This window comes from Hymenobacter tibetensis (genome assembly GCF_022827545.1).
GTDB lineage: Bacteria > Bacteroidota > Bacteroidia > Cytophagales > Hymenobacteraceae > Hymenobacter > Hymenobacter tibetensis.
Window position 1 is genome coordinate 5,535,787 of record NZ_CP094669.1, and the last position, 12,845, is coordinate 5,548,631.

The 12,845-nt window shown below is 59.2% G+C and carries 9 protein-coding genes; 6 read left to right on the top strand and 3 right to left on the bottom strand.

The window, feature by feature from the left end:
* Positions 1–32: 32 nt before the first annotated feature.
* Together MTX78_RS22410 and MTX78_RS22415 are read left to right on the top strand one after the other, a co-directional pair.
* A complete protein-coding gene (locus MTX78_RS22410) occupies positions 33–2,687 on the top strand; it encodes a PAS domain-containing sensor histidine kinase (RefSeq protein ID WP_243798498.1) in 2,655 nt (884 codons plus the stop codon).
* Positions 2,688–3,016: 329 nt separating this feature from the next.
* The gene (locus MTX78_RS22415) at positions 3,017–3,340 is read left to right on the top strand and encodes a hypothetical protein (protein WP_243798500.1); all 324 of its coding nucleotides are present in this window, start codon (positions 3,017–3,019) and stop codon (positions 3,338–3,340) included.
* Positions 3,341–3,492: 152 nt separating this feature from the next.
* Here MTX78_RS22415 and MTX78_RS22420 read toward each other — a convergent pair whose 3' ends face one another.
* A complete protein-coding gene (locus MTX78_RS22420; RefSeq protein WP_243798502.1) occupies positions 3,493–3,876 on the bottom strand; it encodes an Hsp20/alpha crystallin family protein in 384 nt (127 codons plus the stop codon).
* Between the two features lie 236 nt (positions 3,877–4,112).
* Between MTX78_RS22420 and MTX78_RS22425 the strand changes: the two genes are divergently transcribed.
* The 4 genes from MTX78_RS22425 to MTX78_RS22440 all read left to right on the top strand — a co-directional run bounded on the left by MTX78_RS22425 (position 4,113) and on the right by MTX78_RS22440 (position 9,091).
* Positions 4,113–4,778 carry an alpha/beta hydrolase gene (locus tag MTX78_RS22425; RefSeq protein ID WP_243798504.1) on the top strand — a complete coding sequence of 222 codons (666 nt, stop codon included), beginning with the start codon at positions 4,113–4,115 and terminating at the stop codon, positions 4,776–4,778.
* A 431-nt stretch (positions 4,779–5,209) separates the two neighbouring features.
* Positions 5,210–6,634 carry an AMP-binding protein gene (locus MTX78_RS22430; RefSeq protein WP_243798506.1) on the top strand — a complete coding sequence of 475 codons (1,425 nt, stop codon included), beginning with the start codon at positions 5,210–5,212 and terminating at the stop codon, positions 6,632–6,634.
* A gap of 128 nt (positions 6,635–6,762) precedes the next feature.
* Entirely contained in the window at positions 6,763–7,899 is a 1,137-nt protein-coding gene (locus MTX78_RS22435) for a DUF3419 family protein (RefSeq protein ID WP_243798508.1), read from the top strand.
* A complete protein-coding gene (locus tag MTX78_RS22440) occupies positions 7,892–9,091 on the top strand; it encodes a phosphotransferase (RefSeq protein ID WP_243798510.1) in 1,200 nt (399 codons plus the stop codon). Before MTX78_RS22435 ends, MTX78_RS22440 begins: the two co-directional genes overlap by 8 nt.
* 34 nt (positions 9,092–9,125) lie before the next feature.
* Here MTX78_RS22440 and MTX78_RS22445 read toward each other — a convergent pair whose 3' ends face one another.
* Positions 9,126–10,190, bottom strand: coding sequence for a hypothetical protein (locus MTX78_RS22445; RefSeq protein ID WP_243798511.1), 1,065 nt, complete (start codon positions 10,188–10,190; stop codon positions 9,126–9,128).
* A complete protein-coding gene (locus MTX78_RS22450) occupies positions 10,187–12,775 on the bottom strand; it encodes a PEP/pyruvate-binding domain-containing protein (protein WP_243798513.1) in 2,589 nt (862 codons plus the stop codon). Before MTX78_RS22450 ends, MTX78_RS22445 begins: the two co-directional genes overlap by 4 nt.
* Positions 12,776–12,845 lie beyond the last annotated feature (70 nt).

Below are 12,845 nucleotides of genomic sequence, written 5' to 3' on the forward strand. Positions count from 1 at the left end.
CTCATGGCCTTGCCTCTCGCCGCCGATTTAATATGCCTGCCGACTCACTGCTCCCACCTACTGCCTTACCTCCTTCCTTTCTTCCTACGCTACTGGAGTTGATGCCCGATGGCGTCGTGTATTACGTGCCTATCCTAGACGCGGCCGGCACCGTCGTTGATTTCCGTTTCATCTACCTCAATCCGGCAGCTCAGCGCATCTTGGCCTTGCCCAGCTCCCCCACAACAACCTACCTGGGGCAGTGGCCCAGTGCTGCCAAAACCGGAGCCTTCGATTTTCTGCGCGACACGTTCCTGTCGGATGCCCCGGCTCACCGCGACGAATTTTACCGGGCCGATGGCTACGACCTCTTTCTGCGTGTGCAGGCTCGGCGGCTTGAAGAAGGGTTGCTACTGACGTTCACGGATGGCAATGACCAGCCGCGCACAACCGTGGAACAAGCCCTCCGTGAAAGCCAGGCCCGCGAGCAAGCCGCACGAGCCGAGGCCGAACTGCATCGGGGCGAGTTGCAGCGCGTGTTCGAGTTGGCGCCGGTAGCCATTGCTGTGTACCGCGGCCCCAGCAATCTGGTGGAGCTGGCCAATACCACCACCTATGAGATATGGGGACTGCCCTACAAGCAAGGCCTAGGGCAACCGCTGCTGGATGTGTTGCCGGAACTGGTTGGGCAGGGGTTCGATACGCTTCTAGACCAAGTACGAACCACCGAGGAGCCCTACCGTGGCTACGGTATGCCGTCGCACCTACAGCGCAACGGCCGCACCGAAACCGTCTATTGGGACTTCATCTACTTGCCCATGTACGACGCCGAGGGGAAGGCCAATGGCGTTCTGACTGTGGCCAGCGACGTAACGGCGCAGGTACTGGCTCGCCAACAGATAGAGGAAAAGGAGCGCCAAACCAACCTGCTCAACGAGGAGCTACGAGCGGCCAACGAGGAAATCCTGGCCAATAATGCCGCCATGGAGCGCGCGCAAACGGAACTCCGCCAACTAAACGAGCAATTGGAAGCCCGCGTAGCCGAGCGTACGAAGGAGCTGCACCACGCCCAAACCAGTGAGCAGCAAGCGCGGCAGCGAGCCGAGGCCCAACAGCAGGTGCTAACCAATGTATTCGAGCAAGCCCCCTTTGCGGTTATCCTGTTACGCGGGCCCGAATACGTAGTCGAACTGATAAACGAGCCCAGCGCGGTCATTCTCGGCACCATACGGGAGAAAATTCAAGGGCGGCCTATTTTTGAGGCGCTACCTACCTTGCGGGGGCAAGGGTTAGAGGACGTATACGCCCAGGTCTATCAGGGCGAGACAGTGGTGTTTGAAGAACTGCCCCTGCTCTTCGACCGCCACCATGCCTCCGACCTGCCCGACCAAGGGTATGTGCGTGCTGCCTACCTACCTTGGCGCGATGCACACGGAGAAATTATGGGGGTAATGGGCGTCGGCTACGAGGTAACCGCCCAGGTGCTGGCTCGCCAACAAGTGCAAGCCCTCAATGAGAACCTGACTGTTGCTCTCCAAGAAACCAAGTTGCAGCGCGAACAGCTGCGCGTGCTTACTGATGCCTTACCCGTACTTATTGGCTACCTGGACCGGGAGCGGCGCTACCAATTTGCCAACGAAGCCTACCGGGCGTGGTTCAACCGCGACCCTGCTGCCTTGCTTGGGCAACACGTACAAGAGGTGGTGGGGGAGGCAGCCTACGCCACTACCAGCCGCTACATGGACCGGGCCCTGGCAGGGGAGCGGCTGCATTTCGAGAGCCGCATGGTGTACCGCGAGGATTTCATTAAGTACATCCATACCGACTACATTCCGGATGAACGCGATGGCGAGGTACGGGGATTTTACACCCTGGTCACGGATATTACCGAGCAAGCCTTGGCCCGCCATCAAATGGAAAACAGCCAGTTGCAAGTACAAGCCCTGAACGAAGAACTGGCGGCCATCAACGAGGAACTTACATCCACCAACGAAGACCTGAACGAGAGCAACGCCCGCCTCACCCGCACCAACGCCGACCTAGACAACTTCATCTACACCGCCTCACACGACCTAAAAGCCCCTATTACCAACATCGAAGGGTTGCTGCGGCTGCTCGAAGACGTGTTGCCAGACACGTGGCGCACCGACCCCGTACTGGCCCCGGTACTCACCCACATGCAAGAATCGGTGGAGCGGTTCACCCGCACCATTGCTCACCTCACCGAGGTCAGCAAGCTGCAGTTGGAATTCGACCACCCGGCCACTTCCACAGCCCTCGCCCCTATCCTCCACGATGTTCGCCAGGATTTGCAGCCGCTCTTCGCCGAAACAGGTGGACAGATGACCATAGACGTATACGAGTGCCCCACGCTGGTTATGTCCGAGAAGAACTTGCGTTCGGTGCTCTATAACTTGGTAAGCAACGCCCTCAAGTACTACCGCCCCGGACATGCGCCGCAGGTGCACATCAGCTGCACCCTAGAAGACGACCGCCGCGTGTTGCGGGTGCAAGACTTTGGCTTGGGTCTGGCCAAGGCGCAGCAGGTCAAGTTATTCCAGCTATTTCAGCGCCTGCATACCCACGTGGAAGGCACGGGTGTAGGGCTGTACATGGTCAAGAAGATGGTGGAGAATGCGGGCGGCACCATTACCGTGCAAAGCCGAGAAGGCGAGGGCTCAACTTTCACGTTGTCGTTCCCAGCTTAGCAGCCCCCACGATTCTGCATAGGCGCCGGAGCTACCCGTGTAAGATAGAAGTCCAGCCAGCCCTACGAAAGCAGGCATGCTGCACTAGCCAGAAGATCAAGCGGATGTACTGCATGTACTGTAGCCGCCGTGGTGCTCTAGCGCGCGAGCAGCACCGGCAGCGGGCTAGGAAGCACTACCTGCGCTTTGACGCTGCAGCAAGCATGCTGGTACTGGTCTTACTGGCTCCCCAACAAGCTTCAAGGCCGCTATTCGGTGAACTCATCGAAAGCCTGTAGCTTCACTGGCCTTAGCGGCACCTTCCCCTCCCCCAACCCACTGCATGGTATATGGCTGATGTTACTGAGAAATCTGGGCCGCTGGCGTTGCTGGTAGGGTTGGTGCTGTTTGTGGTTTTTGAAACGGTGGCCTACTACCTGCTTGAGTGGGCTACGTCGCCGCTGGGAATGCCCGACCAGATGCAGCCCGAAAACACCATTGTTCCAAACTGGGTGAAGACCGTGGTGTTTCTGCTGCTGCATCTGGTGCTGGTGGTGGTGGCCGTGCTGACGCTCAGCAACCAACTGCCGCGCCGCTACCGAGGTCAGGTAATGGGCTGGTTTTACTTGTCGTTGCTGATGGGGTTCGTGCTTCTGATTCCGTTGTTTGGCTAGCGTGGCTTTAGGTGAGGTGTGACAGAATATGCAGCTCCCGTGGTTTTCAGTTGAGGAGACGTAAGGGCAAAAAAAAGCCACTGCACAGGGCAGTGGCTCATTGAGAAAGGTGCCGGTCGGTCCCGGCGTTATAAGCAAGCGCGTCGCGGAGCTTAGCGCTGCTTGATTTCGATTTCGCGCTGCTGGCTGCTAGGGTCCAAGTAGGGAATGCGCACTTGCAGTTCGTTGTTTTCGTGAACGGCGTCGATGCGTGTCAAGTCCAGGTTGGTGGGCAGGTCCAGGATGCGCGTGAAGAGGGGTGCACCTAGCTGGTCTTCAGGCTGGTGACGAAACTCGCCATACACCGTCATGCGGCTGTTATGGAGTACAACGTGAATATTTTCGGGGCTAACGGTTGGGGCAGCGACTCGAATAACCACGCCTTTCTTTAGCTTGTCGATCCGCATCTGAGCTTGCGCAATGCCACCACCCAACGTGTTGAGCAGATCTAATTGCGGGGCCATGTTGCGGATGAATTCTCGGCTTATCAGGTTCATGGGCTAGGTCTCCTTTTGTAGTTACGAGAGGGTTATCACAAACCATGTACCAACTTCTTTGCAGCCGACTAGAACCTATACCCCAGACATAAAGGCAGGCTAATAAGCCTAACCGGCAGGGTATTACGGCCATTGTGTCTGGCGCAGAAACCGGCTTTTCACGTGACTTTCCCCCTGCCTTACCGCTCTGCGTATAAAGGGTTTCAGCGATACATTCATTTGCTATTCCGCTTTCTATGCAGCCCCACACCTTTTCCACTACTCGTACGGCGCGCTACTACAGCCTGGGAGAGCCAGGGCCCGCTATTCAGCACATCTGGTTCTGCTTGCACGGTCATGATCAGCCCATTGCCGAGTTGGCAGCCCAACTCGCCCCCCTCGATACGCCAGAGCGCCTCCTGATTTTGCCGGAAGCCCTAGCTCGCCACAATCAGCCCGCCACCCCACCCGATACCAGCGGAATCACTGTGTCGGCTTGGTTTGCTATGGATGCGCTAGAGCCCGACCTGAACGACCTCACGCATTACCTTAACTCTCTGGCCGACCAAGTACGATCTGCCTGCCCGCCACAGACGCCCGTAACGGTGCTGGGGTACGGGCACGGGGCCGCCGCCGCCTGCCGTTGGCTGGCAACCAGCCCTATCGTGTATGAGCGGCTGGTGTTGTACGCCGCCATCTTCCCCCCCGAAATCAACCGGCGGGCCACCCTGGCGGCGCTACCCAGGCTGCCCGTAGAAGTGGTATCCACCACCGCCGATATATACACGCCCGAAGCCGCCGGCGAAGGATTGGTGCAGGATCTGCGCGACGCGGGCCTCACGGTGTACCTGCGCCATGCTGCCCCAGGCCCTATTACGCTAGCTGCCCTGGGTGCCGGCGCCGAAGCGGCCTCGTCGTCATAAGTCCTCTTGCTTACCCACCCGGATACCAGCCCCTCGACATAAGAGCCGCGCTGAAAAGCCCCAGAAAACTGAAGCCTACGCCCAGAGCAACCTACTGCTCTGGGCGTAGGCTTTATTGTGCGCGACGGATTCGCAGTTCCTTCAATCAACAGGCTGCTTATTCTTAACTGCACTATAGTACTCAGACGCCCTCCTTAAAAGTCAGCTACCAACGTTATTTATATACTGACTATAAGTACTTTATATGCAAGATAGAAGCTATTCGTAAAGTCTGATTTATGGCAAGTTTAGTTGGGTGATGCGCTGCAATCTGAACACCTTTCTTCCCTGATACGCCTGCTCTAATTGAAGGCCCCAAGGGCAAGCGAAGTAGGGCAGCAATACAAGCCGCAAAACGTCAGTAGCAACGACAGTTTGTCACTTACAAGCATATGAACCTCAACTACTTCGAGCTGATACGTACCACCCTGGCCCAGCAACCGGATCAGGTATGTATCGTGTGGCCCGCGACAGTTGGGTCTTCGGTAGCGGCTGAGTCTTACACTGCCCGCTCGATTCTGAACCGGGTAGGAGAGTACCACGAAAACCTACTCGCGCATGGGGTGCAAGCTGGCAACCCCGTGGTGCTGGCGTTGCCCGTAAGCGTGGAGTTGATTTGCGCGCTGCTAGCGGTTATGGCACTTGGCGCCACTCCCGTGCTGCCCCCAGCGGGGTCTTCGGTCGGGCAGATAGCACGGCTGGCCCGTAAGTCGGGTGCTGGGGTGGTGATGGTTGCTTCTCCCGTAGGCTTACTAGGGCGCATGGCCGCGCGCGCATTCGGTGTCCGGATATGCGTTGGCACTCCATCGGTTCGGGTAGCTGCGCCCTGGGCAACGGCTGCGGTGTCGGCGCAACAGGCTGCACTGGTGTCACATAGTTCTGGCTCTACGGGCGCGGCCAAGGCTATTCGGCGCAGCCACCAGGTGCTGCGGGCGCAGCACGAAGCCATAAAGGCGGTGTTTCCGCCTTGGCCTGGGCAGCGGGACTTTCCGCTGTTTCCGAACATCCTGCTGCACAACCTAGCGGCGGGCGTGGTAAGCGTGTTGCCGGCCGTGCCGTGGGCCGCTATGCAACACCTCGACCCGGCGCGGATTATAGCTCAACTGGTGCACGAGCGGGTCCAAACCCTAACGGGTAATGCGTTCTACTTCAGTGCGTTGCTCACGTATCTGCGGCAACACCTAGTGGCCTTACCCGAGGTGGTAGCCGTTGGCATTGGCGGCTCCCCGGTGCCCGAACCGCTAGCTCAGGAGATGCGGCAGTTCTTTCCGAATGCAACGGTTCACATTATATATGGCTCATCGGAAGCGGAACCTATTGCCGTGCGACCGGTATGCACTCCTGCCCCCAACCCACTAGCCGGCTACTGCGTGGGAACCATCCAGGCGGGGCTTGAATGGCGCATCGAGCTGCTGGGGCACTTAAACCGGGGCCACGCAGTGGGCGAGCTATGGGTGCGGGGTGCCCACGTAGCCACCGCGCCCGGCCATTGGCTTCGCACCGGCGACTATGGCTATGTGGCAGACAACCAATTATTTCTAACCGGCCGCCAAGGCAATGAACGCGTGCATGAGGGGGTACAGCACTATCAAATCGAGCAGTTGCTATACCACCTGCCCGGCGTCGAGCGAGTGGCTGCCCGCTCCGACGCGGCGGGCTTCACGGTGTTCGTGCAAGGCTCCGTGAGTTCAGAGACGGTGCAGGAAACCATGGCCAAGAACTTCCCGCCCGCGTGCTGCCTCGCCGTCCACTTGCGCTCCAGCCTACCCGTCGATGCCCGCCATCATTCCAAGATTCTCTACTCCCAGCTTCGCTAACCATTAAAGCAACAATCTTGATTTAGCAGGCTAGATACTTTATAAACAGACAATTAACCAGCCTTATTCTTGCCCTTATTACCTGGCTACTGCACCGTCCTTCCTTTCCAAGCTCCACCTTTCACAACATGAAATCCGAGTTCTACAATGTTGCCTTGGACCGCATCCGCTACTCCTTGGTGTGGGAAGACAGCCGCACCCTGTACCAGGCATTGTCGGTTCGTTCCGCCGACCACGTGCTGGTTGTGACGTCGGCGGGCTGCAATGCCCTGAACGTGCTGCTTAAAAACCCGCAGCATGTAACCGCCATCGACCTGAATCCGGTGCAGAACCAACTGCTGCACTTCAAGCTGCATCTTATCCGCCACCACAGCCAGGCGGTTCTGCGCGCGTTGCTGGGCTTGGATGGCGCAGAGGCGGTGGCGCCTGCGTGGCAGCAGGTAGCTCCTACGCTGCCCGCGGCGGAACAACCGTACTGGGCAGCTTTTTTCGAGAGCCATCCGGCGGGTATACTCACGGCCGGGCGCCTGGAAAGCTACATCACCGGGTTTTTGGCCACCCTAGACCCTAGTATTCAGCGCAACGTGCGGCGGCTCATTCAGTTCGATTCGGTGGCGGTGCAATACGCGTACTTCACGCAGGTAGTGGAAGCCACCTCGTTTCAAGAGCAATTCATTCACTATTTCGACGAAGCAAACCTGAGCAAGGGCCGCGACCCACGCCTGTTTCGCTACGCCGAAGAATCGGGAGGCGCGGCGTTCTACGCGCGGCTCCGTGATACGCTGGCAACAGAGCTGGTGCAAGACAACTTCTTTTTCCGGTTCTTCTTTTTCGGGCCAGAAAACTTGCCGGAGCAGATACTTCCTCCCTGCTACCAAGCCCGCAACTTCGAGCTGCTACGCCAGCAGATCGGCAACCTTACCATCGTAACCGGCGACGCGGTGGACTATCTGCGTAGTGGCGCAGGTCAGCGTATCACCAAAGCCAGCTTCTCGAATATTTTTGAATACATCAGCCCCGCTGAATTTCAACGCATTGTCAGCCAGCTATTTGCGGCGGGCAGCAGGCCACTGCGGGCCGTATACTGGAATCTGCTGCAAGATCAGGGCGCTAGGAACCCGGAATGCTATCCACCCTTGGCGGAGGAAGTGTCGGAAAGCCTATCCAAGCAGGAAGCGTGCTTCTACTTCCGCAATGTGCGCGTGCTGGACTCCCGCTTAGCAGCCGTACCATCAGCTCCTAAACTCCTGGCGTACTATGAATAAGCAACCCGAAACCGACCTTTTGGCCCCGGCTTTTCTGGAAGCCATGCTAGCCGCCCATGCCCCCCACCAAACCGTGCGGGTGCTGAGCGTGGTGCCCTTCCCCCTCGACAATTCAGCCAGCATTCTCGTAACGCTCACGGCCGGACAAAGCACTAAAACAATAGGGCACTTTGGCTTGACGGTGACGCTGGACGTTGACGGCGAAAGGCAGGTGCACGATATGGTGTTGAAAGTCAAGCCCAATGGCCGCGAGATTTCCGCCATGCTGGCGAGCCTGGCCGTAGCGTGCGGCGGCGAGCTGGCCGCCGTGTACCCAAGTGTAGCCACTAGAACCGGTTTTCAGCACACCCATAAGCGCGAGCTGGAAGTGTGCCAGCTCCCCGCCGCCGACCCGATAGTGCGCATCTGGGGCACCTATGCTGATGACGAAGCGGAAGTGTATTGCGTGCTCATGGAATATTTGCAGGACGTAACGCTGCTGAACTCGGTGATGGCGCCCCACGCCTGGACCGACCAGCACCTGCGCACAGCGCTGACGCAGCTGGCCACCTGGCACGCCCGCTACCTAACCACCGGAGCATCCGTTCCGAGCTGGCTCGATATACCCTCGGCGGCTTACATGCAGGAAATGAGCCCGCTCTGGGCGGCCTTGCTTACCAACGCAGCCACGCACTTCCCGGACCTCTATACCACCGAACGGACCGAGCTATTGCGCGCCGCCATCCAGCAGATACCCTCTTACTGGGCTTGGCAGGCAAACCGCCCTAAAACGTTGATTCACAACGACCTGAACCCGCGCAACACTTGCTTTAAGATGCAGCACAACGCCCTGCACCTGTGCGCCTACGACTGGGAGTTGGCAACCTACCAAGTGCCTTCTTATGACGTGGTAGAGCTCCTTTGCTTTGTACTAACCGAGGACCGCTACCACCTGCGCCACGAGTACCTGGAACACTACCGCCAAGTCTTGCACAACCTCACGGGCCATTATGCTGATGCCGCGGCCTTTCGCCGGGAGGTGGGCTACGCCGCCTTGGATTTCGGCCTGCACCGTTTGGGCCTCTACCTCATGGCGCACGCGGTGAGTCCGTACCCGTTCTTGCCGCGCGTGGTGAACAGCTACTTCGATACGCTGGCGCAGCTACTGGAGCCGAGTTGGGCGCAGCCGGTAGCGGTGGTGGAGTTTCAGTAGCCGCTTTCCCAACATATCCAGGCGAGCTACTCCGTTACAAACGCCGTTCAAACAAGGCGTAGCGGGCTACCTCGGCGGGCAAGCCATCCGTGAAGTGCAGGGAGAAGTTGTCGGAGCGCATCAAGCAGAAGATTACCTGCTCGTATAGCTCCCGGAAGCGGAGCATACCGTATGCCCCCAAATAATTCATAATCTGCTGGTTGCGAAAGTCCGGGTGCACACCTACTGTTTTGGCTAGCAGAGTTTTCTGCGGCAAGAGTGGATAGTCGCGTGCGAAAACCGGCGGCTCCGTGCCGAGGTGCAGAGGCGCGTAGTTGGGGTGGCAGAGGCTTAGCGCCACCAGGCGGTTGTGCGTTCTTTCCCGAACCAGCACCGACGTATGGGGACAGAGCTTGGCGGCATATTCCGCGTTATAGAGCTGCTGAAACTGCGCAACTGGAATAGGCTGATAGGCTGGATTGGCACTGAAAATCTGATGCACCAACTCGAACAGTTCCGGCTCGTGCTGGCACCAGGTGATAGGGTTCAGCGGAACAAAGTCGTAGGGCAAATTGCCCAAGGCCGCAAGAAAACTGGCTTTGTCTTGGTACACAACTGGCACCGTATCGGGCCGGATCAGGCGGCTCTCGAACGACAGGGTTGGGGAGAAACCCAGCCTGCTGAGCAAATCGGGATAATAGGCAGGGTTAACGGGTTCCCGGTCGAACTGAAGCCAGGACGGCACCGCCCCCAGCCGCAGGCGGTAGGCGTGGTAGGTGTTGAAGTTGAGCGGCCCTCGCAGGCTGGTATAGCCCCGCTTACGGGCGGCGGCGCCAAGTAGCGCAAACGCCTCTTGGTTGAGCGCCAACTCATTGGGGGTTTCCCAATACCCGAAGTAGGCGGTGGTACTGTTCCGCGGAAAAATACCCACCAGCCGCAGTTTCTTGTGGTCGGTGTACACCATAATTTCGCTTTGCCAGGCTTCGTGCACAAACAGCTGCTGAACCGCCGACCGGTCTTCCTGTAGCTGGAAGGGCAGCGGCGCATACAGCGGCGCCGGGATGTCGAAAAAAGCAGCGTCGAGCGAACCGGCAAAGGGAACTTCACTGATTGTTTTCATGCTTCAAGTATCTGAATTTCACCGGTTTCACCGTTCATACTGATGCGCTGGCCGGTACTCAAGCGCTTGGTGACGGCGGCCACGTTGATGATGGTCGGGATGCCCAACTCGCGTAGCAGAATAACGGAGTGCGAAAGAGATGAGCCCTTTTCGATGATAACGCCCCGGCACATCGGGAACAAAGCGGCCCAGCCGGGGTCGGTGCGCAGGGCGCACACAATCTTGCCGCTCACGTTCAGGTCGCCGCCGGGGTCGGTGATAACCAGCACTTCGCCTCGCGCTACGCCGGGGTAGCAGCCGGTGCCGCGCAAAGCGCCCGAGTCGGCTGTTGAAACCGGGGCGGCCGTGGTGGGAGGCGAGGGCACCGTGACCCGGGACGGAACATCTTCGTGGGCATACTGCTCGAACTCGTGGCGCCGTTGCTGCACCAGTGCTTGCCATTCGGCGGTGCTGGACGCTTGCAGGGCAGCTATGATTTCCGCTTCCGTGAGCCAGAAGACGTCGAGGGCAGCGGCGAGTTGGTGCTTCTGCGTTAGATGCTGGCCCATAGCCAGATACAGGGCACGGTACATACCAAACAGCCGGGTACGTTCCAGCCGCAGGGCCTCGCGGTAGCGAATGGCCAGCTGCAACTTGTCGAGGTTGCCTTGAAGCCGCCGCCTGAACCAGCGTCCGCGTGGGGCCAGCCGCGCGGCCAGTTCCTGCCGGGCCTGCTCCTGCAAATAACTGAGGGGTTCGGCGGCCGGGGTAGGAGACGTCAGCAGAAAATTGCGCAGGTACTGGTAGAAAACCGCGGGGTTCACGCGCATGGTGGTGGTTTCCAACTTCAATTCGCCCACCGTTCGGTCGCCATACTGCGCAATGAACTCCTCGACGCGCTGGTGAAAATCGGGGGCCAGTTGGGCCACTTGCGCGTGCAGGTCGGCAGGGGCAGCCAAGAGCAGCTGGCGCAACGCTGGTTGGGGCCAGGCTGCGCGGGCCAGCGCTTGCAAGTGGCGGGTGGGTTGGGTGCTGGCTACCTGCTGGTCGCCGGACAAATAGCGGCTCAGAAACTCGTCGGAGGCAGTGATGCCGATTTTCTTTAGGCCCCGGGCCACGCGGCCGTTGGTGGTCATCACGAAGAAGTCGTTGATGATGGGCGTGGTCCAGTTGTTAAGCAGGTTTTCGTCGAGAAGCTGCTGCTGCAGGAGTAGCTCCTTGACGCTGACGCCCGCTAGCGGTTGGGCGTAGAACCGTTGATACTGCGTTTGAAAGTGCGCATGAAACGCAGGCACGCGGGTTTTAAGCTGCTGGAAAGCCGCTAACAGCCGCACCAGGTTCACCACCAAGCTAGGCAGCAGTTTCAGCTTTGCCGCTACCGTTTTTTCCTGGTTGGTTACGAAGTCCACGGGCTCTTCTAGGCCCATCATGCGTTCCATATCGGCTTTGTTTTGCCGGAAAGAAGGCAGCAACTGGAGGCCGCGGTACCAGTTGTTGATGTTGTAGTAGATGCGCCCCTTCACCAAGCCCAGCAGCTGCGTCACTACCGGCTCGTGGGTGGCAATCCGGGCGGGTGGCAGGCCCAACACGCGCATGGTTTGGCGGTAGACAGTGGCGTAGGCGCGTTGGGCAAAGCTGAACGTAAGCGGCGTCGTGACGCCACAGTAGCTTTCCTGAATGTTGGAGTTGTCGTAGACCACCACTTCGGGAATGGGCTGCGAAATCGGGCGGGCCTGCACCAGCCATACCCGGTCGTCTTCTAGCACGAACTCGATGTCCTGGGGCCGTCCAAATACGCGCTCCAACGTGGTGGCGGCCTGGAACAAGGTAGCAAGCTGCTCGGACGTGAGACAAGCCGCCTGCTGCCGGTCGGGAGCTACGGCGCTTGTTTGCAGACCGTTGCCTCCGGAGGCTTGTTCCAGCATCTCTTCTTTACAAGCAATTTTGGTGCGCTGCGGAATGCCGGTTTGCTTGTCGAGGTAGAACTCATCGGGCTCCAACTGGCCGCCTACCAAGCCTTCCCCAAACCCCCAGACCCCGTGCACGGCCATTTCCTGCGGATACTCCGGAAACGTGGAAAACACCACGCCACTGGCGGCCGCCGTCACCTGCCGCTGCACAAGCACGGCGGGGCGGGCCACCAGGGTTAGCTGCTTCTGCTGGCGGTAGGCTACCGCACGCGCCGAGTAGGCGCTGGCCGCGCAGGCGCTGATGGCCGCCCACACCGCCACTTCCGTCGTCAGGTTCAGAAAGGAATCCATCAGGCCCGGAAACGAGGCGCCGACGCTGTCCTCGTCGGCTACCGACGAGCGCACAACCACCGGATGAGTGGGAAACTGCCAATTGGCTAGCACCTGCGCCATAGCCTGCCGCTCGGGGGCGGGCAGTTCAAAGCGTTCCAGTTGCTGGCGCTGGTGCGTTGCCGCGGCTTCTGGGGTAAGCTGGGGGGGCGCCTCCCGTAACACCGCGTCGAAGAGCTCGGCCGGGATAACTAGAAAATCGGGCACCAGCATTCCCGCCTCGCGCAGCCGGTAGAGCCCCTGCGCTTTGTTGCCGATGGTGTACTTGGCGCGGACAGTTGGCCGCTCAGCCCCGGTCAGAATCATAGGAGTGGGGCGCGTAATAGGGTGAACACTCGAGGGTGGTGCAGGCAAAAACTAGAGAGCAGCAAATCAA

Coding starts and splice junctions, on each gene's coding strand:
- MTX78_RS22425 (WP_243798504.1), top strand. CDS start 4,113: ATGCAGCCCCACACCTTTTCCACTACTCGTACGGCGCGCTACTACAGC.
- MTX78_RS22420 (WP_243798502.1), bottom strand. CDS start 3,876: ATGAACCTGATAAGCCGAGAATTCATCCGCAACATGGCCCCGCAATTA.
- MTX78_RS22440 (WP_243798510.1), top strand. CDS start 7,892: ATGAATAAGCAACCCGAAACCGACCTTTTGGCCCCGGCTTTTCTGGAA.
- MTX78_RS22435 (WP_243798508.1), top strand. CDS start 6,763: ATGAAATCCGAGTTCTACAATGTTGCCTTGGACCGCATCCGCTACTCC.
- MTX78_RS22410 (WP_243798498.1), top strand. CDS start 33: ATGCCTGCCGACTCACTGCTCCCACCTACTGCCTTACCTCCTTCCTTT.
- MTX78_RS22445 (WP_243798511.1), bottom strand. CDS start 10,190: ATGAAAACAATCAGTGAAGTTCCCTTTGCCGGTTCGCTCGACGCTGCT.
- MTX78_RS22415 (WP_243798500.1), top strand. CDS start 3,017: ATGGCTGATGTTACTGAGAAATCTGGGCCGCTGGCGTTGCTGGTAGGG.
- MTX78_RS22450 (WP_243798513.1), bottom strand. CDS start 12,775: ATGATTCTGACCGGGGCTGAGCGGCCAACTGTCCGCGCCAAGTACACC.
- MTX78_RS22430 (WP_243798506.1), top strand. CDS start 5,210: ATGAACCTCAACTACTTCGAGCTGATACGTACCACCCTGGCCCAGCAA.